The 19,120-nt window shown below is 38.6% G+C and carries 16 protein-coding genes; 14 read left to right on the forward strand and 2 right to left on the reverse strand.

Going from position 1 to position 19,120, the window contains the following annotated elements; translation table 11 throughout:
* The first annotated feature begins 295 nt into the window (after nucleotides 1-295).
* The 7 genes from RCG17_RS25800 (at nucleotide 296) to RCG17_RS25830 (ending at nucleotide 5,999) form a co-directional block, all read left to right on the forward strand.
* Nucleotides 296-766 (forward strand): RrF2 family transcriptional regulator, encoded by a 471-nt coding sequence (locus tag RCG17_RS25800; protein ID WP_308172871.1) that lies wholly within the window; start codon nucleotides 296-298, stop codon nucleotides 764-766.
* Entirely contained in the window at nucleotides 729-923 is a 195-nt protein-coding gene (locus RCG17_RS25805; RefSeq protein WP_308172872.1) for a YezD family protein, read from the forward strand. Before RCG17_RS25800 ends, RCG17_RS25805 begins: the two co-directional genes overlap by 38 nt.
* A 185-nt stretch (nucleotides 924-1,108) precedes the next feature.
* Nucleotides 1,109-2,170: a sulfate ABC transporter substrate-binding protein gene (locus tag RCG17_RS25810; protein ID WP_308172873.1), complete on the forward strand. Its 1,062-nt coding sequence runs from the start codon at nucleotides 1,109-1,111 to the stop codon at nucleotides 2,168-2,170.
* 69 nt (nucleotides 2,171-2,239) lie between these two features.
* Nucleotides 2,240-3,070, forward strand: coding sequence for a sulfate ABC transporter permease subunit CysT (gene cysT, locus RCG17_RS25815; protein ID WP_308172874.1), 831 nt, complete (start codon nucleotides 2,240-2,242; stop codon nucleotides 3,068-3,070).
* A gap of 14 nt (nucleotides 3,071-3,084) precedes the next feature.
* Nucleotides 3,085-3,948, forward strand: a complete 864-nt coding sequence (cysW, locus tag RCG17_RS25820; RefSeq protein ID WP_308172875.1) for a sulfate ABC transporter permease subunit CysW — start codon at nucleotides 3,085-3,087, stop codon at nucleotides 3,946-3,948.
* A 21-nt stretch (nucleotides 3,949-3,969) separates the two neighbouring features.
* The gene (locus tag RCG17_RS25825) at nucleotides 3,970-5,043 is read left to right on the forward strand and encodes a sulfate/molybdate ABC transporter ATP-binding protein (protein ID WP_308172876.1); all 1,074 of its coding nucleotides are present in this window, start codon (nucleotides 3,970-3,972) and stop codon (nucleotides 5,041-5,043) included.
* Between the two features lie 155 nt (nucleotides 5,044-5,198).
* Complete coding sequence (locus RCG17_RS25830) at nucleotides 5,199-5,999, forward strand: enoyl-CoA hydratase/isomerase family protein (protein ID WP_308172877.1); 801 nt, start codon at nucleotides 5,199-5,201, stop codon at nucleotides 5,997-5,999.
* A gap of 37 nt (nucleotides 6,000-6,036) precedes the next feature.
* Here the strand turns inward: RCG17_RS25830 and RCG17_RS25835 are convergent, their stop codons facing one another.
* The gene (locus RCG17_RS25835) at nucleotides 6,037-6,759 is read right to left on the reverse strand and encodes a hypothetical protein (RefSeq protein WP_308172878.1); all 723 of its coding nucleotides are present in this window, start codon (nucleotides 6,757-6,759) and stop codon (nucleotides 6,037-6,039) included.
* Nucleotides 6,760-7,014: 255 nt separating this feature from the next.
* Between RCG17_RS25835 and RCG17_RS25840 the strand changes: the two genes are divergently transcribed.
* Nucleotides 7,015-7,164 (forward strand): hypothetical protein, encoded by a 150-nt coding sequence (locus RCG17_RS25840; RefSeq protein WP_308172879.1) that lies wholly within the window; start codon nucleotides 7,015-7,017, stop codon nucleotides 7,162-7,164.
* A gap of 39 nt (nucleotides 7,165-7,203) precedes the next feature.
* Here RCG17_RS25840 and RCG17_RS25845 read toward each other — a convergent pair whose 3' ends face one another.
* Nucleotides 7,204-7,551, reverse strand: coding sequence for a helix-turn-helix domain-containing protein (locus RCG17_RS25845; protein ID WP_308172880.1), 348 nt, complete (start codon nucleotides 7,549-7,551; stop codon nucleotides 7,204-7,206).
* 193 nt (nucleotides 7,552-7,744) lie between these two features.
* On the opposite strand from RCG17_RS25845, the gene RCG17_RS25850 reads away from it, so the two are divergent.
* The 6 genes from RCG17_RS25850 to pepF all read left to right on the forward strand — a co-directional run bounded on the left by RCG17_RS25850 (nucleotide 7,745) and on the right by pepF (nucleotide 19,027).
* Nucleotides 7,745-8,749 (forward strand): asparaginase, encoded by a 1,005-nt coding sequence (locus RCG17_RS25850; protein ID WP_308172881.1) that lies wholly within the window; start codon nucleotides 7,745-7,747, stop codon nucleotides 8,747-8,749.
* A 196-nt stretch (nucleotides 8,750-8,945) separates the two neighbouring features.
* On the forward strand, nucleotides 8,946-10,880 hold the full coding sequence (locus RCG17_RS25855; RefSeq protein ID WP_374120985.1) for a PhoX family protein: 1,935 nt from the start codon (nucleotides 8,946-8,948) through the stop codon (nucleotides 10,878-10,880).
* Between the two features lie 200 nt (nucleotides 10,881-11,080).
* Nucleotides 11,081-13,831, forward strand: a complete 2,751-nt coding sequence (locus tag RCG17_RS25860) for a bifunctional YncE family protein/alkaline phosphatase family protein (RefSeq protein ID WP_308172883.1) — start codon at nucleotides 11,081-11,083, stop codon at nucleotides 13,829-13,831.
* Between the two features lie 99 nt (nucleotides 13,832-13,930).
* A complete protein-coding gene (locus RCG17_RS25865; RefSeq protein WP_308172884.1) occupies nucleotides 13,931-14,533 on the forward strand; it encodes an efflux RND transporter permease subunit in 603 nt (200 codons plus the stop codon).
* On the forward strand, nucleotides 14,509-17,058 hold the full coding sequence (locus RCG17_RS25870; protein ID WP_308175958.1) for an efflux RND transporter permease subunit: 2,550 nt from the start codon (nucleotides 14,509-14,511) through the stop codon (nucleotides 17,056-17,058). Before RCG17_RS25865 ends, RCG17_RS25870 begins: the two co-directional genes overlap by 25 nt.
* A 178-nt stretch (nucleotides 17,059-17,236) precedes the next feature.
* Complete coding sequence (pepF, locus tag RCG17_RS25875; protein ID WP_308172885.1) at nucleotides 17,237-19,027, forward strand: oligoendopeptidase F; 1,791 nt, start codon at nucleotides 17,237-17,239, stop codon at nucleotides 19,025-19,027.
* Nucleotides 19,028-19,120 lie beyond the last annotated feature (93 nt).

The following is a 19,120-nucleotide window of genomic DNA, read 5'->3' on the forward strand; positions in this document are numbered from 1 at the left end:
GTAAAATTAATTTTCAAAAATTTATTGATTTTGCAAATAATTCATATTATGATATTTAAAACAGTATTCCTATTTGGTTAATCGGATTTAAAATTCGATTTGGTGACTGATCAGAAAACCTGAAAGCCACTTACTTTTTACCTAGGATAGGAGCCCCTATATATATTAATTGCATATATTTAGTATTGAACTTAAACAAGTTTGTCAGATTTGTCCGAGAAGAAGATTTATAGATTTTTTCTTATAAGCGAATCTTGAGTGAATTACTCAACATTCTGGTGAAGGAGGTGCCGAGGTGAAGGTATCGAGTAAAGGTGAATATGCATTGCGTGCATTACTCCTACTTGGGAACCACCAAGGAAAAGTGATGGGTATTCAGGAAATTTCAGAGAAGACATTAGTAAGTGTTCATTATCTAGAACAATTGCTCCTCCAATTGAAAAAACTGGGCTATGTTACTAGTAAAAGAGGGGCAAAAGGTGGTTACATGCTCCATATGAACGCTGAAGATATTAATATTGGAGAAGTGATCCGAGAACTAGAAGGTCCATTATCACCAATGAGTTGTGCATCGATAACAAAATATGAACCTTGTGCCTTGGAGGCAGGCTGCCAGTTAAAGCCGCTTTGGACATTGATTAGAGAAACCATTGCTTTTGTATTGGAACGAACCACTCTGGATGATTTGCTTAAAAATAGGATTTCAACAGTAAAAGGAGATGATTTGATTGTCGTTGAAAGGACGTCTAGACCAGCAGGTGATTGATAAAATAGCAGATTTATTGGAAGGATTGGAGTTTGGTACCGTACAAATAACTGTCCACGATTCCCAAATTACCCAAATCGATCGCTTAGAAAAATACCGCTTCCCATTACAGAAAAAAAACAGTCAACCTATACCTAACAAAAAATTAAGTAATTAAGTTTTTAATAAAAATGTGATGAACAAATTATATATCTGCCGATCGGACACCCGAAGGCCCTTTAGTTTAGTACGTGAGTGATCATTGTACGTCTAATAAACTATGGGGCTTTTTATTTTGCAAAAAGCCCCCAACAAACTGGGTTATCATAAGCCCACTAAAAAATAAAAAGGGGTGTCAATAAAATGTTAAAAAAATTAATTATTACGTTATTATCATTAACCTTGCTTGTTTGGGTGGCAGGGTGCTCAAATCAAACGTCCAAATCGGAAGCACAAACTGCAAAGTCAGGAGCAAAAGCTCAAACTGTCAAACAACCTGTTGAGTTACTGAATGTATCGTATGATCCGACAAGAGAATTTTATACTGAATATAACAAAAGCTTTGCTGCACATTGGGAAAAACAAACTGGGCAAAGTGTAACCATAAAGCAATCCCATGGTGGCTCAGGGGCACAATCCCGTTCAGTAATTGATGGACTTGAGGCAGATGTCGTGACACTAGCACTTGCCAATGATATTGATGCGATTGCCCAAGCAGGAAAGCTGCCCTTAAATTGGCAGCAAAGACTTGCTTCAAATAGTTCACCTTATACATCAACAATTGTTTTTCTAGTTCGTAAAGGAAATCCGAAAGGCATTAAAGATTGGAGTGATTTAACTAAAAAAGGTGTTTCTGTGATCACTCCAAACCCGAAAACTTCCGGGGGAGCAAGATGGAATTTCTTGGCTGCCTGGGGCTATGCCTTAAAACAAAATAATGGGGACGAACAAAAAGCAAAGGAATTTGTAACTGATCTATATAAAAACGCACCAGTATTGGATTCAGGGGCTCGCGGTTCTACCACAACTTTTGTAGAAAAAGGAATCGGCGATGTCCTGATTGCCTGGGAAAACGAAGCATATCTTGCGATCAATGAATTTGGCAAGGATAAATTTGAAATCGTGAACCCATCGATAAGTATCCTTGCAGAACCACCAGTAGCTGTTGTCGACCAAGTTGCGAAAAAACATGGAACTGAAAAAGTAGCAAAAGCCTACCTGGACTATCTTTACAGTAAAGAAGGACAGGAAATTGCCGCAAAAAATTACTACCGTCCACGAAATAAAGAGGTAGCAGCTAAATACGCAAAAAATTTTCCAGTGATAAAACTGTTTACCATTGATGAGGTTTTTGGCGGATGGAGTAAGGCGCAAAAAACATATTTTAATGACGAAGGAATATTTGATCAAATCTATAAACCATGATCGAAAGTAGCTGCACCCAGAGTCAATATTTAGGGTGCAGCATGTTTCACATAAAGGGGAGCTTGGAGTATGTCCGCAAAATCAAAAAGAAATCGAGTTTTACCAGGTTTTGGTCTATCAATGGGATATACCGTTATCTATCTTAGCTTAATCATTATTATTCCACTTTCTGTACTTTTTTTGAAAGCCTCAACGATAAGTATATCTGAATTTTTGAAAACAGTAACAGACGAAAGAGTGGTCGCTTCCTATAAACTGACTCTTTATACTTCCCTTGTTGCTGCAATCGTGAATGCTTGTTTCGGTACCCTCATTGCCTGGGTACTGGTTCGCTATAAGTTTTTTGGCAAACGAGTAGTTGATGCACTTGTAGATCTGCCGTTTGCTCTCCCGACAGCCGTCGCAGGTATTGCCCTTACCTCCATTTATGCTCCAAATGGCTGGATTGGCCATTATTTTATAGGGGCAGGAATAAAGATTGCCTATACACCAATCGGGATAATGATTGCATTAACCTTTATCGGTATCCCGTTTGTAGTTCGGTCAGTACAGCCAGTTTTAGAGGATTTAGATCAACAATATGAAGAGGCCGCTGCAACACTGGGTGCTAATTCCATTCAAATTTTTTTCAAAATAATCCTGCCAGCCATTTCTCCAGGAGTTTTGACAGGATTTGCCCTTGCCTTTGCCAGGAGTCTTGGGGAATACGGGTCAGTTGTCTTTATAGCTGGCAATATGCCAATGAAAACGGAGATTGTCCCACTGCTGATTATTACAAAGCTGGAGCAATTTAATTATGCCGGAGCTGCTGCGATTGCCTCAGTGATGCTTATATTTTCATTTATTTTGCTATTTTTAATTAATTTTTGGCAATGGAAAATGGCTAAAAAACATGCCTAGAGGGAGATATAAATATGATTGTCAGGGAATCATCTGTAAATGATTTTAGCATCAAGAGTGTTAAGTCCTTATCTATTGCTGCTTTAATTAGAAAATGGCTTCTGATTGGCATTGCGCTCACGTTTTTAGCGCTATTTATTTTGCTGCCGCTGTTAGCCGTTTTTTCACAAGCTTTAAGCAAAGGTGTTAAGCTTTACTTTTTAGCCATAACAGAACCAGAGGCACTTGCTGCCATTAAGCTCACTTTAATTACTGCAGCGATTGCAGTGCCAGTTAACACGATTTTTGGTGTGCTTGCAGCATGGGCAATCACAAAATTTAATTTTAAGGGAAAAAATCTATTAATTACCCTAATTGATATCCCGTTTGCCGTTTCACCCGTTATTGCCGGTATGGTTTTTGTACTTTTGTTTGGCTCTCAGGGGTTGATGGGTCCTTTTCTTACAGACAACAATATTAAAATAATATTTAGTGTTCCAGGGATTATCATAGCAACCATTTTTGTAACCTTCCCTTTTGTGGCTCGGGAGTTAATTCCTATTATGCAGGAACAGGGGAACGAAGAAGAGCAAGCAGCGCTCACCCTTGGTGCCAACGGGTGGCAAACGTTTTTTCGAATTACACTGCCAAATATCAAATGGGGCTTGCTTTATGGTGTAATCCTATGTAATGCCAGGGCTATGGGCGAATTTGGAGCCGTTTCTGTTGTTTCCGGACATATTAGAGGGGCAACAAATACAATTCCACTCCAGGTGGAAATATTGTATAACGAATACAACTTTACCGCTGCGTTTGCAGTTGCTTCAATACTGGCATTGCTTGCACTAGTCACATTGTTGTTAAAAAGTGTAGTGGAGTGGAAAACAAAAAAATACTAATACTTTTTGGGGGAAATCAGAATGGGAATTGTCATAAAGGACGTTGGAAAGGCATTTGGGAAATTTTCTGCAGTCAAAAATGTAAGCCTGGAAATTCCTACAGGAGATTTTGTTGCTCTTTTAGGGCCTTCAGGCTCAGGGAAAACTACACTCCTTAGGTTGCTAGCGGGATTAGAAGTTATAGATTCGGGCCAAATCTTTTTTAACGGCATCGATTATTCAAATAAAACGGTAAAAGACAGAAATGTAGGCTTTGTTTTCCAGCATTATGCATTGTTTAAGCATATGAATATATATGAGAATGTGGCCTTTGGACTAAAAGTAAAGCCGCAAAAAAGTCGTCCTTCCAAAAAGGAAATGAAAGAAAAGGTCTTTGAGTTATTAAAATTTGTTCAATTGGAGCATCTTGCCGAGAAATATCCGGCCCAGCTTTCAGGAGGACAACGACAAAGAATCGCATTGGCGAGGGCACTCGCAGCCGAGCCAGAAGTGCTTCTCCTAGACGAGCCATTTGGAGCATTGGATGCAAAGGTACGTCAGGAACTAAGGCATTGGTTGAGGGAAGTTCATCAAAAGCTTAATATTACGACTATTTTTGTTACTCATGACCAAGAGGAAGCGCTTGAAATGGCTGATACCATAGTTGTTATGAATAATGGTCAAGTCGAACAAATTGGTTCACCACAGGATGTTTATCAATTCCCGGCCAATCGGTTTGTTTATAGCTTTTTAGGCAGGGTAAATGAAATAAGTAGAGCTGATCAAGTAATTGATATGGATAATTTTCAGTCTACGGCAGGTACAGTAAGTTACATTAGGCCTCATGAAATTGCACTCGGAAAAAAAATAAAGGTTAACAGCATCCCATCTGAATTATTACATGTATATTCTGTTGGCTATATCGTAAGGTTTGAATTACGCCGCATTGATACAAAAGACCTCTTTGAGGCTGAAATGAGTATTGATAAAGCTAATGAACTTGGTCCAATTAAAAAAGGTGATATACTTTATGCGGATTTTGAAAATATAGTAGTGTTTGGAAAGAATCAGGAGCAATTAAATCCCAATTCTGAACAACTTAAAATCGTCTATTAAATACTAAAGAAATTAGAGGAGGTTAGATGTTACCTCCCAATTTTTTTTGCTTTTTTTGAATTCCACCCACTTGTTTTAGGACAGTGTTATAATTGATCTATAATCATGAAGATTCTGACATTTATTGTACATATCTATATGGAGGAGTGGAAGGAATGAGAATTGATATTAGCCGAATGGCGGATGAACAAGCAAAAATTACCCTTCAAGAAACAGGGGGGCTAGCCATTATTACGATTCATCGGCCCCATAAAAGAAATGCCTTAACAGCAAATATGTGGAATCAGTTAGCGGAAATTGGACAAAAGGTATTAAAACATCCAAAAAATAAAGTGCTTCTGTTAAGAGGGTATGGAGAGCAGTTTACTGCGGGTTCAGATATTGCCGAATTTAATGAGATTTCACTTGAAGAGGCAGAACATGCCTTTGTATTAATGGAAAAGGCAATTTCAACAATTGAAAATCTGCCGCTGCCGACAATCGGTGTGATCAATGGACCGGCAATGGGAGCAGGTCTTGAACTTGCTCTGGCCTGTGACATCCGAATTGGCTCGGAAAAGGCTAGATTAGGTATACCAGTGGGGAAATTAGGTATTACCATAAATAACAAATTTGCTAAACGCATTGTTGATTTAGTTGGACCTAGTGTAACCAAGGAATTAGTTTATTTAGGACGTATTCTTAAAGCAGAGGAAGCTTACGCTTTAGGGATGTTAAACTATTTAGTAAGTGAATCAGAATTAGACCGTTATGCTTTTAGAATGGGTAAATTGGTTGCCTCGATGTCACCAGCTTCACTCCTTGCGGTTAAACAATCTGTCAATGAATGTACCAATAGTACGCCTGCTCTTTGGAATGGCTCAACTCCTTTTGTCGACAAGCAGGATTTTTCAGAAGGTGTTGCTGCTTTTGTTGAAAAGAGAGCTCCACGCTTTACTAGAAGAACAAATTCCTAAGGAATGCGAACTTGTAAAAATATTTAAAACGGAAAGCTTATTTTACAGTTAGGCTTTCCGCTTTTTTAGATAATTGAAGATAGAGGTTAATGGAATAAAGCTCGATATTTAAATGGGTTAAAAAATAAGAGCGGATGTTACTCTGCAGCTTCTCCGACAATTCGATTAGATTGGAACGAATGGGCTGTCTAATTGTAATACTAACGTTTAGGACGGGGAGGCCATTCAAAATTAATTGTGCTGATTTACAGTCTTCGATCTCTCTATAGCCACTGCAAATAATTTTCACTAAATCTTTATAGACCTTTTTATGAATGATAATAGAACTTCTGTGAAAGTCAGGATGTACGATAGTAGTTTCTCCAATTCTTTCACGCTTTGGCGTGAATATCTCCCAGCCTTTAAGGATAATTTTTTTAAATAAACTAGGATCAACCTGCTTGTAAGGTATTGGGATAATATGTTTTCCCTCTGTTTTTCGCACAAATTGGGCAATTTTAATTTCACTTGAGGTACGGATATCTTCCACGTGAAAATAATGTTGAATGTTACCTAAGTTTAAACGAGAAGCAATTATTCTTGTCATCTTGTCGGAGGTTCCAATGATTAAGATCCGATTAATATAGTAATGATTAATGGCCATTTGAACTTCTTTGACATGATCTTCAAAAAAGAAGGTAGCTCTTTTCACTGCAGTTAACGCATTCTTTTCAAATTTGGCTGAAGTTCCAGCTATCTTTTCGCCATTGACGATCAGCAATCCATCATCAATGATCGCCGGTATCTTGTGTTTATGGGCAAATGTTAATGCGCTAGTACTTTTTCCGGTTCGCTTGGACCGCTTAATGAAAATATTTCCAAAGTCTTTCGCCTGCCTTGAGAGATTGTCGGTTCTTTTGCGTTGTTTCGAATTTTCAATTTATTATATCATAAAGCTTGTCTTCCAAGTTGTTTTGAGACCTGAATAGTTACCAATCGAAGATGGGATACTATGATTAGAGAAGGAGCGATGATTATGGCAAACCAAAATGAATATGTAGCAGCAGAGCTTTCTCAAAATTTAGTGAGTGAGCTCAAATCATTCGAAGAAAAATTAAGTGAGCAATCTCATAGAAATTTGGTTGTGATTGCCTATGAAAAAGATGAGGAAAAAATGGGTGAATAGAAGAAATAGGGAATCCTATTTCTTTTTATATTTACATTTTCAGTTTGGATTTGAAGCCTTTTTTATCCCTCTTTTAACTCGTGTAAATGCAATAAAATCAATAATTTCCTCAGAAGAAAGTGGAATCTGGTCAAGTGAGAGCAGATTATCTTTGGAATTCAAAAGTTCTGAAAGTTCTATGTTCGGTCCATAGTCATTTCCACGCTTTAGAAGATAATCAACTGTAGTGTCAAATAAATCAGCGAGCTGTGATAATGCCTGAAGGGATGGCTCCCTATAACCTGATTCATAACCTGCGTAAGTACTTTTGGCAATCCCGAGACGGTCTGCAGTCTCCTGCATTGACCATTTTCGACTCTTTCTTAGTTCGCCTAATCTTGTTAACACTGTTTTTCCACCCCCGCTTTTTAACTCACATAAAATTATGAACTTATTATAACATGATACATATAAGACAAAAAAGAGAAAACGTACGCGAATCGAAAACAAATATTGATTTTTTATAAAATTGAATCTTATAATAAAGATTATATATTTGCGTTATGCGCACAAATTCGAAGGAAAACAAGGGAGAACAACAATGAAAAGACTATTATTACTTGCCACGGGTGGTACCATCGCATCAGTAGAGAGTAAAGAAGGGCTAGTTCCGGGGATGTCAGCTGAAGAACTTCTAAACTATTTTGAAAAATCAACACTGCCAGTTGATGTAACGTGCAAAATTTTAATGAATAGAGATAGTACCAATATTCAGCCAGAGCATTGGGTTACAATGGCAGAGGCGATTGCTTCAAATTATGATCAATTTGATGGATTTGTGATTACCCACGGTACAGATACCTTGGCATATACTTCTGCTGCTTTATCCTATATGCTGCAAGGCTTAGACAAACCGGTTGTTCTTACTGGGTCGCAAGTTCCAATCAGTTTTAAAAAGACAGATGCGAAAAAGAATCTTACTGATGCCTTACGCTTTGCGTGTGAAGACATCGGAGGAGTGTTTGTCGTTTTTGACGGTCGGGTGATCGTCGGTACACGGGCAGTAAAAATGAGAACGAAAAGTTATGATGCTTTTGAAAGCATTAATCATCCATATGTAGCATCCATTAAAGGGAATGATGTTACTTATTTTTGGAAGCCAGAAGTTACTGAAAATAAGCTTATTGTTGACAAAAGTCTTTGTTCAGATGTGTTTCTCTTAAAATTGTTCCCTGGAATCAAACCAGAGATATTTGATTATATAAAGTCAACCTATAAAGGTGTTATTATTGAGAGTTTTGGAAATGGTGGAGTGCCGTTTGAAGATCGGAACTTACTGCCAAAAATTAAGGAGTTAACTGAAGTGGGAATTGCAGTTCTCATCTCCACGCAATGTTTAGAGGAGGGCCAGGATTTGTATTTATATGAGGTTGGCAGAAAAGTTGCCCAGTATGATGTGATCATCTCAGGTGATATGAATACAGAGGCAATTGTTCCGAAACTTATGTGGGTTCTGGGTAAAACGATAAAATTATCAGAAATCAAACAAATAATTGAAACTTCGATTGCGTGGGATTTATCGACAAACTGGGAGAAAAATGATTAAAACTTTGCTGAGGTAAAACCGCAAGACTGCTTTCGCACTCTGCGGTTTTTTAATTTATTCTACAAATAATTCAGGGATTTTACAGAAAATTTTCAAAAATTTACATATTTTAAACAAAATTAAAACGCTCGGCTAACAATCCTCCTGTTTAATAGATTTGTAAGTAAACAAATCAAGGGGGAGTACCATGAAAAAAATGCGTTTGAGTAAAAGAGGGGCAACGGTCGCACTCGTACTTGCGCTTTCTATTCCTGCAGTAACACCTGCTGCTACGATGGCGAGTAAAGGCCATGTTACGATGGATTCAGTAAAATTTAATGGAATGTCAGCACCAAAAACAATTGAACAAATGGTTCAGACCTATTCCAATTCATCCTTGGAAGTAAAATACAGCAATGGAGAATTAAAGAAGTTTCCACTCTCATATAAAAGACTTTTCAAAACAGAAGATAAAATAGCAATGAATAAAGGGCAATTAATCCCTGCGGGAACACCGATTGATGTAAATGGAGATCCAATTGTCGATAACAGCATCCCAGGTAAGCCTACATACTATGTTTCAGATGCTCCAGATTCGAATAGCTTATTAAAGCCAATTGGTGGAAAACTGTATATGGTTACCCATTATGAGTATCAAACGATTGATGCCGCAGGTAAGTCAGCTTATGGAATTGTTCCTGCCTCCATGTCAATATCAACAGTGGCACAGGAAAAGAAGACCTGTGATTTAACACCAAAAGAGGTAAAGAAAATTGATTTTTCAAGTGTAAATGGACTATGGATTCCATGTAATGGTTCGCTTTCTCCTTGGAATACTCATTTAGGGTCAGAAGAGTACGAGCCGGATGCGCGCAGTTTTGAAACAAATCCAACTTCATCTACAAGAACCCAAGTTGAAAGCTTTGCACAGCTATATTTTGGGGACAAGACAAAAGCAAATCCTTATTTTTATGGTTTTATCCCTGAAATAAAGGTGGACAGCAAGGGTTCTGCATCAGTTTCAAAACATTACAGTGTTGGACGTTTTTCACATGAAGTAATGAAAATGATGCCTGATAACAGAACTGCCTTCTTTGGTGATGATGGTTCCTACACAACTATGTTCATGTATGTTGCAGATAAGGAAAAGGATCTTTCAGCAGGTACTCTTTACGCGGCAAAATTCCAACAAACTGGAACGGAAAATGGCGGTTCTGGAAATTTAGAATGGATTAATATAGGTCATGCTTCTGATTCGGAAATCAAAGCAATCATCGACAATGGCGTAAAGTTCAGTGATATCTTTGAAACATCGGATGTACCAAAAGAAGGTTTTAAAGCGATTAAGCAGTATACCTATGGCAAAACAGAATATTTAAAACTTAAGCCAGGTATGAAAAAAGCAGCTGCATTTTTAGAATCTCGCCGCTATGCAGCAATGCTTGGAGCAACATCAGAGTTTAATAAAATGGAAGGCGTTACCCTAAACGAAAAGGATCGGAAAGTTTATGTAGCTATTTCCGATCAAAGCAACGGTATGCTGGCAAATCCTGCAGACCCGACCGATGATATCAAACTGCCAAAAATTAAATCTGGTGTAACTTATCAATTGGATTTAACTGGCGGCCAAAAAGACAGCACAGGAAAAGAGATCCATAGTAAATACGTTGCAGCTAAAATGTCGGGGTTAGTTGCAGGTGAAGATTTACCTTCGGCAGATGCCTACGGAAATACGGCCAATCCCGATAAAGTAGCCAATACAGATAATTTAAGCTATTCTGAAGCCTTAAGAACATTATTTATCGGTGAGGACAGCGGCATGCATACCAATAACTTTGTCTGGGCTTATAATGTTGATACAAAAGAATTATCCAGGATTTTATCGATTCCAGCTGGAGCTGAAGCAACTGGGTTAGCAGCAATTGATAACCGTAATGGTTTCTCCTATATTATGAGTAACTTCCAGCATCCTGGTGACGAATTAGATACGAAACAAATTACAGCTGTGGATAAAAATGAATTAGTAAAAGCAATGGAAAATGGAATCGGAATTGATCGCACTGGTGGTGTCGGCTATATTTCTGGTCTGCCATCACTTGAAGATTTGCAAAATGAGCACCGAGATATAAACAGTATTTATCATAAGAAATAATATGTATATTTTAGCCCCTGGAAGTTGAAAGATTCTAGGGGTTTTTAATATTGTAGTATAACAAAAAATGACTAGACTGCTAGTAAATATGTTGTGGTTATAAAGACTGAATTTTATTTATTATTATTTTACAATTAGTAAATAATAGCTTAATAAAATAAGAGTATTCTGTTAATGAACAAAGGTTAGGAGGGAAAAAAATGATAAAGAAAATGAAAAAGAAAAAAAGGCTTTTAACTGGGCTAGCAGTGACTAGTATATTAATGAGTTCTGCCGGCGTTTATGCAGCTCAAGATGGTGCTTTTGGAAGCAATCTTGTTGGACAACAAGCAGACGGGTCCGTGCAAACACCAGTAAACCAGTTGATTACACCAGCTGGGAAACAAATTGAATTTGGCGGTAACCCAATTTCTGTTGCTGTTAATCCAAACGGAAAAACAGCTGTTACGATGGTCGGCCGCAGTGATTACGGTGGTAAAGGAATCAACGTTGTAGATCTTGCAAGCGGAGTGATGAAAGCTCAGGATATCAACTTAGGTCTTTCCCATATGTGGGGCTTGGCTTATTCAAAAGATGGCAGCCAGCTTTATGCAACTGGTTCATCTGGAACGACTGGTAAAGTAGTTGTTATGTCTGTTGGTACAGATGGCACTCCAGTAGTTCAAAAATCGATCAGCCTTCCAAAAGCAGTCGTTGGAGGAAATATCAACCCGCTTGACATCGCGGTGGGGCCACAAGGACAGCTTCTTGTAGCATTAAATCGTGACAACAGCCTTGGCGTGATCGATCCGCAAACAGGTACGCTGACAAAACAAATTGCTGTTGAAAATGCTCCGACTAGTGTTTTAGTGGATGGCAACTTCGCATATGTTACCAACCAAGGCGGCCGCAAAGCTCAAGCAGGAGACACAACGGTTGACTCTTCAGGTACTCAAGTTGTTACCGATCAAACAGGGGCTACGACAACAGGAAGTGTCTCTGTTGTTGACCTTTCAACAAATACAGTTGTTAAAAACATTTCAGTTGGCGTACAGCCTGAACGCATGACACAATCGGGTCAGTACATATTTGTAACCAACACAAACAGTGACACAGTGTCTGTTATTGATTCAAAAACAAATAATGTTGTCCAAACAATTGACATTAAACCATACCCTAATTCACCGAAAGGTTCCGCACCAAACGCCGTTAAAATGGTGGATGGCAAGTTAATGGTCAGCCTTGGACGTGACAACGCCATTGCGGTTTATGACTGGCAAGGTCCAGATAAGTCACCTGAACTGCAAGGACTTTTACCAACAGCGTGGTTCCCAGTCGATATTGCGGTTGATTCAACCAATAAAAATTTAGTTGTTGCTAATGCCGATGGTATTGGATCACGCGGACCTGCACGTAATTTAACAATCCAGGGTTTTACCGTTAATGGCCACCAAACGTATGCTCAAGAAGGATCCCTTTCCTTGATCCCATTACCAACTGCTGATGCGCTAGCAAAGGGAACAGAACAGGTATACAAAGACAATAACTGGTACGGCTTAAAGGATCTAAATGCTCCAGCGCGCAAAAATAAGAAACCAGTTGCTATGCCTGAGCGCGTGGGCGAGCCATCAACAATTAAGCATATTTTCTACATTATTAAAGAAAACAGAACCTATGACCAAGTACTAGGTGATATTGGAAAGGGAAATAGTGAACCAGCTTTAACACAGTTTCCACAGCAAGTGACTCCAAACTTGCATAAACTGGCTAACACTTTCCAACTTTTAGATAACACGTATAATTCTGGTATTCAGTCTGCGAGCGGACATCAGTGGGTAATGCAAGCAACAAATAATGATTACGAAGATAAAGAAACAGATACAGGCAACGTAAAAAGCTACCCAGGTGGAGCAGGGGACGCAATGGCCTATGCATCATCAGGACACCTTTGGGATCAAGCTGGAAAATATGGTGTATCAGTAGAAAACTTCGGGGAAGATACGAATGCCTTCTCAGGTTCTGCACCATACGGAACTTGGACAGACTGGTGGAAAGATTATCAAATCCTTTCCGGAGCTCAGCAAGGTCAGCTCCATGTACCGATTGGGAATTATTCAGCTACATCTGATATTCCATCCTTAAATCCAATTACGTACAAGCCGTTTCCAACATTTGATACGAATATACCGGATCAGTACCGCTTTGAAATTTTCAAACAGCGATTTGAAGAACACGTAAAAAATAATGATTTACCTGCATTAAACACAATGTGGGTTATGGATGACCACACAGCAGGAAATGCATCAAACAATCCAACACCACAAGCAATGGTTGCTGATAATGACCTTGCTGTAGGTAAAATAGTTGACTTGATTTCTCATAGCCCATACTGGAAAGACTCTGTGATTTTCGTAACAGAAGATGATTCCCAAAACGGTTTAGACCATGTTGACGGCCATCGTCAGCCTGCATATGTGATCAGTCCTTGGGTGAAGAGAGGAATCACTAACAGCCACTACTGGACTATCATTAACATGGTTCGCAGTATTGAACAAATTCTCGGACTTCCAGCAATGAACCAAAACGATTCAGCAGCCGAGCCGATGAGTGAACTATTTACAAATAAGCCTAACTTCACTCCTTACAACTTTGTGCCAAACGAAATTCCGCTTGACACATTAAATGGACCAGCTGGTTCCACTAATCCGGCAGTACTTGCCAACACAAGGAATGTATCTCCAGAGGCAAAAGATCTTGCCAAGAAGTGGGTTGATTGGTCGGACAAACACAAGGATGAGTTCTCCGGCAAGCACGCTAAACCGGATGCAGCCAATGCCAATATGCTAAACCACTCCGTTTGGTATGCAACAAAAGGCTTTGATAAGCCATATCCAGGTGATAAAAAAGCTCTTACACCTGATGAAGTTCAAGCACAGCCTGAAAGCAGTGCACCATCACCTGCTCAAAACTAATTTTTACTGAACTAGGTCAGTATCAAGAATAAAGGAACCAGGCTATATTTAGTTTGGTTCCTTTCTCCTTGTTATCGACATTATTAAGGAGAGGAAAACATGAAAAGATTTATAGATGCAACGATGAAACGTGCGATTTTAATTTTGACCTTAATTGTTTTGATTATCGTATGGGGTGGAATGTCAGCACTTCAAATTCATCGGGATTACCTGCCTGAAATCAGCAATCCAACTCTTATGATTACGGTAAGGGCAGACAATTATCAAGCCGATCAAGTAAAATCAATGATTACCGGACCGATCCAGCAGGCCGTCAGGGTAGTGGATGGCCTCGAAGACGTCGAGACAAACTCGTTTAATGGTGGTGCATTGGTCAGTCTCAACTTTCCAATGAAATATAATATGAAAAATGCGGAGGCACAGGTATCTAAAGCATTGGAGAATGTTTCCCTGCCTGCAGATGTAAAAAAACCTTTAGTGACTCGTCTAAGCACCCATTCTTTGCCAATTATGAGAATCAGTTTGATGAGTGTGACGCCAAATATTATGGAAAATACACTTCGCAAATCCATACAAGAGGATGCTGTCAATCTATTGAAAACAGTTCCTGGAGTACAGGACATTCGAGTATCCTGGGTGGAACGGCCGAATACGCCATTAACATTAGAACCAATGACCTGCAAAAAGCGGGGTTTACGGTAAGTGATGTCAAACAGTCCCTCGCAAATAACTTTACAACGGGCTTAGAAGGTAAGATAACGGATAACCAGATTTCGATTCCAATTCAGGTGTCCGGTTGGACAATCAATCAGCAAGATTTACAAGGGCTGCCTATTCACGGTCAAAATGGAAAAACCGTTCCGCTTTCTGCTGTTGCTGACATTTCAAATTCCATTGTCAACCTGGAGACGATTTCAAGAACCGCTGGAGAACCAAGTGTTATTTTAGATATTTTAAAAACTCCGTCATCTAATATTACCGACGTATCAGAGCGCATCAAAAGTAAAATCAATGAAATATCAGCCAATAAAAATAAGGATATAAAGGTATCCATTTTATTTGATCAGGGTGAACAGGTCAATAATTCTTTATTCGGTCTAATTAAAGAAGGGCTGCTCGGCTGTTTATTTTCGATGATTTGTGTATTTCTATTTTTCCGGAAAGTACGTTCAACCTTATTAATCGCTCTATCCCTGCCAATCTGTTTACTGGCGACAACCGGGATATTAAAAACGATGGGAATCAGCCTTAATCTCCTTACCGTTTCAGGACTCATTGTCGCAATGGGCAGGGTGGTTGATGATTCGATTGTCATCCTTGATAATATGACACGTAAATTGCATGATGCAAAAGGTCTAAACAAGATTCATATGTTGACAAATGGTGTTGTTGAAATGATTCCTGCCATTGTATCATCGACCGCAACTACCATAGCCGTTTACATTCCTATTGCGCTAGTTGGAGGGATGGTCAGCTCCGCTTTTTCAGGGTTTGCCTGGTCGGTCGTCATTGCTCTGAGCGTATCATTATTTGTTTCGATTCTCGTTGTGCCGGCCCTTTACAATCTTTTCTGGAAAGGGAAACCGAATGATATTGGGGATCATATCGAACCGCAGGCACATAAAGTATTAACCAGAGTGTTTAAGCACAAAGGAAAAGTGGCTTTAACCACTCTAGGATTATTTTTGCTAACTTCAGCAGGCGCAGCTTTTCTTCCTGTTAATTTTTTACCAACAAGTATGAATAAAGGACAAGTAGGTGTTCAGGTTGAACTTCCACAGAATACTTCCTTATCCGAAGTAGATGCAGAAGTCCAAAGATTAGAAGACTTGTTTAGAACTAATCCAAAAGTAGATTTCTTTACATCCGAACTCGGGTCTTCCTTTACACCACAATCAGATGATGTTTTTGATGCTGGTGGCGGGTGGCTGCAGCAGCCAAATATTGCAAATTTATCATTAACTCTTAAAAAAGGAACTGATATTAATGCATTTATCCCAGAACTCCAGAAACAATTAAACGCATTATCTGGCAAAGCTGTTTATACCGTTTCAAATGCAAATATAGCGGGAGATGATTCGCAATTAAAAATCAACCTGTCGGGTGCGGATAGCCAGACACTTGAAACAATGGCGCAAACGATCCGTAACCAGCTGAGGCTCATTCATGGGCTTGGTATACAAGGTGCAGCGGATTCTAAAGACCATACTAACCAATATCAATTAACACTGAATCGGAGAGCGATTGAAAATAACGGCATTAGGCTGGATGATGTTCTGAATCGGATTCAGATATATACATCAGAAGGGTCAAAAGGGGTTATCTCTATAAACCAAACTGCATACCCAATTGTGATCCATACGGATGAACAAAAAGGCAACACAAATGATATTTTTACATTAATGGGTGACGAGACTTTTTTAAATAAGGATGGACAAAAAGTGCCATTATCGCAACTCGCAATCGTAACGCCATCCAATTCATCGGTCATTCAAGAAAAAGATGGTAAACCGTTTGATGTTGTGACGGCCAACATTACTTCAAATGATATTGGAAAGGTAACAAAAGACGTCAAAAATACCCTATCAAAAATGCCATTGCCAGAAGGAGTGAAATATTCTTTCGTTGGTGCACCCCAGCAGGTATATGAAATGATTTATGAAATGGCCATTGCCATATTCTTTGCGGTATTGCTGGTTCTCTTAATCATTAGTGCAGTTTTCCGCGGATGGAAAGCACCTTTGTCGGTACTTTTGTGCATTCCATTGGCCTTTATTGGATCGGTTATCGGCATGTTTATCTTTAGATTGGAATGGAATCTTGCTGCGTTGGTTGGACTCATGATGTTAACAGGCATTGTAGTGACAAACGGGATTGTCCTTGTTGATAAAATCGAGCGCAATCGGTTCGAAGGAATGGACCTTAAGCAGGCCATTTTATCTGGCACAGCCACAAGGTTTAGACCTGTGTTAATGACTGCCGGGACAACTATTTTAACCTTACTTCCGTTAGCAATCTCAAAGTCTGATAGTACAGTTATTTCACAAACACTTGGTATTGTCGTTGTAGGTGGATTAATCAGTTCTACGCTCATTTGTCTTATCGTCATTCCAATAATGTATAAATGGTTAAGTGAAAGAGCGGGAAAGAAAAAAAGTAAGTATAATCAAGTTATTGAACATCATTCTGAACAGGCATTTAGCACAATTTCACAGTTTAAACTTTAAAATGTATATAAAAAATAAGGATTGGTGTAATAACCATCCTATTTTTTATGCTGATTTATTTGGATGACAATCCCCATACCCATACACAGACTTCAAACTACACCCAAAAAACTCCAATGTAGTAGAATTGATATAAAGGACATACATTTTAGAAAGATAAAACAAAAGGAGTGTTTACATGGTAACGTATCAATCCAGGACAGATGTATCGGAAAGTGAAAAGTGGAATTTAGCCGACATTTATTCAGATTTGAACAAGTGGGAAGAAGATTTTCACCATATTGAAAAAGTGGCAGCAGAACTTAAAGAATTTGACGGTTCCATCCGTGATGGGAATAGCTTGTTTCAATACTTAAAACAAAGTGAAGAACTGTCCTATAAATTTAATCACTTGTATGCATATTGCATGTTGAAAGTTGATGAAGATACAAGAGATTCTAATTCACAATCTTTTTTGGATCGGGCCAAAAGTTTAAGTGTTAAAGTAAGTTCTTCACGATCATTTTTCATGCCATTTTTATTAAGCCTAGACGAAGAAACTTTAAATGGATACATAGCCGAGGAGCCGGGTCTAAAATACTTTGAAGAAGATTTATATGATTCCTTTCGTTATAAAACACATGTGCTAAGTAAAGAACAGGAGTCTGTCTTGTCCCAACTTGGAGAAGCACTTTCTGTTCCCTCTACTACTTTTGGAATGATCAATAATGCGGATATAAAGTTTGGAGAAGTGACAGATGAAAATGGTGAAAAAATTGAACTTACCAGAGGCATGTATTCAAAATTAATTGATGATGAGGACCGAGAGAAGCGGAGAGAAGCATATAAGGCCTACTATAAACCATATGTGGAAGCAAAGAATACGATTGCATCAACACTTTCTGCAGCAATCAAGAATAATGTTACGCTTGCAAGAATCCGCAACTATCCTTCCGCTTTGGAAAAGGGGTTATTCGGTGATAAAGTTCCAAAAGAGGTTTACGAAAATCTGATCACCTCCACAAAAAAAAATATTGAACCGCTTCATCAATACTCTCGGATTCGAAGAGAAAAACTGGGTCTGGATGAGCTACGTCAATATGACTTGAGTGTACCGTTAGTAAAAGGCGTAAAACAAGTCATTCCATATGAAAAAGCATTTGAAACAATGCTTAAGGCATTGGCACCTCTTGGGGATGATTATCTTTCTATATTAAAAGAATTTAAAAAAGGCCGCTATATTGATGTACGTGAAACACCTGGCAAGCGCTCGGGTGCCTATAATTTGGGAATTTATGGTGTCCATCCATTTATTTTATTAAACCACCAGGATGATTTGGATAGTTTATTTACGCTTGTACATGAATGCGGCCATGGTGTTCACAGCCGTCTAAGTTCGGAAAATCAACCACAAATTACAGCTCATTACAGCATTTTTGTAGCGGAAGTGGCGTCAACTGTTAATGAGGTATTGTTAATTAACTATTTGTTAAAAACAGAAAAGAATGAAGCTGTCCGTAAGCATTTATTAAATCATTTTATCGATCAATTTAAAGGAACCTTCTTTACACAAGTTATGTTTGCTGAATTTGAAAAAATCACCCATGAATTGGCAGAAAAAGGGGTTCCATTGAATGTGGAAGTGTTCAATAGAACCTATGAATCACTATTCCGAGAATATAATGGGACTGAGATTGTTTTTAATGACGAAGTGAAATATGGGTGGTCAAGGATTCCGCACTTTTATCGTCATTTTTATGTTTATAAATATGCAACTGGTTTTGCCTCTGCCATTCATCTGGCTACAAAGATTTTTGAAGGAGATCAAGAAACACTTCATTCTTATTTAGAATTCTTAAAAAGCGGCAGCTCTGACTACCCGCTAGAATTACTAAAAAAGACTGGTGTAGATTTGACAACTCCAACTCCGATAGAGAATGCATTACAGAAATTCAAAGAGCTGGTGGAGGAGTTTTCCCAATTCGTTTGATTACGATTATGAAAGTGATTAAAGCATCTGGATTAATCCCAGATGCTTTAAAATTATTCAAAAATAAGGGTTTCCAAAAATTAAAGAAATAGA

Origin of the sequence: Neobacillus sp. PS3-12 (assembly GCF_030915385.1) — a bacterium.
Taxonomy (GTDB): Bacteria; Bacillota; Bacilli; order Bacillales; family Cytobacillaceae; genus JAEVLT01.